This window comes from Alkalibacterium sp. s-m-28, from assembly GCF_054658175.1.
Map to the genome: position 1 here is coordinate 1 of NZ_BAAGIQ010000207.1, position 1044 is coordinate 1044.

Sequence of the window (1044 nt, forward strand, 5' to 3'; positions counted from 1 at the left end):
TTATTTTACCTTTGCTGGAGACATTTGACAAGAAAAAAAGCAATGTGATCCAGCAGTGTATTCACGTCTGCTGGATCACATTGCCTTTTTTCGCCTCTTTTTTATCGGTATAGAATGCTTTTCTACAACTATCAAGTCTCAAGTAGATAAACTAGAGGAGAGGGATTACATATATATTGGAGAAGAATTTATTAAGTACCTAGTTCTATCGTCTCTAAATGAAAATTATGATAAAGAAATCCATAGAATCTTAACATGCATGATTAATAATAGCTAATAGCAAGTATAGAAGTCTTATAATATGTAGTCCAAGCAAATATAAAATTTCAATGTAAGTTGCATTAACCCATATTTGTAAGAGATTCTGTATATAGTAGATTTATAAAAAAGGAGAAATTACTATGTTACAATATTTATTAGCTATATTAAGTTCGGGAGCTATAGCTTCATTTATTACTTATCTTTCTACGCAGCATGTAAATATTAGAGGATATAAGGTACAGTATATAACTAAAGAACGGCAAGAATGGAGAAAGGATATTAAGCGAAATATAGCAGAGTTTTGTACCTGTGAAAACAAAAGAAGAAAATTAGAGTTAAAGATAGTTATAGCATTGTCATTAAACCCTCATGACAACTATGATTGTCAAGGACAGTATAAAATTGTAGGTTTATGACAGAATAAAAATGTAGGTTTTTGACAGTCTAATTTAGAAGTCCATTTATATTTTCCCTTTCATACGATATGATTTTCCAGTAATCTTGAAGACTTTAACATGGTGAACCAGGCGATCAAGAATGGCGGCGGCTATTTCAGTATTCTGAAATAGCTCCCCCCATCGAGATAAGATAATATTTGTCGTAATCATTGTTGATTTCTTTTCGTAACGCATCGTTAATAGTTGAAAGAAGAGGTAAGCTTCAACTTTTTGAATTGGTAAATAACCTATTTCATCAATGATCAAAAGATCATATTTGGCATATCGTTTCAGAACACGATCGACGGTCCCTTTTTCAAAGGCAGAACGAAGACGTAAAAGTAAT

The 1044-nt window shown here is 31.7% G+C and carries 2 protein-coding genes; one reads left to right on the plus strand and one right to left on the minus strand.

Translation table 11 applies throughout. From position 1 onward, the window contains the following. Positions 1-401 precede the first annotated feature (401 nt). Positions 402-677, plus strand: a complete 276-nt coding sequence (locus ACYQ4S_RS11955; protein WP_459771369.1) for a hypothetical protein — start codon at positions 402-404, stop codon at positions 675-677. A 45-nt stretch (positions 678-722) separates the two neighbouring features. Here the strand turns inward: ACYQ4S_RS11955 and ACYQ4S_RS11960 are convergent. Further along, positions 723-1044 (minus strand): ATP-binding protein (locus ACYQ4S_RS11960; RefSeq protein ID WP_459771371.1); only part of this gene is annotated, 322 nt, incomplete at its 5' end.

What these genes read in the sequence shown, in the direction of transcription:
- ACYQ4S_RS11955 (WP_459771369.1), top strand. Translation starts at nt 402, where the DNA reads ATGTTACAATATTTATTAGCTATATTAAGTTCGGGAGCTATAGCTTCA.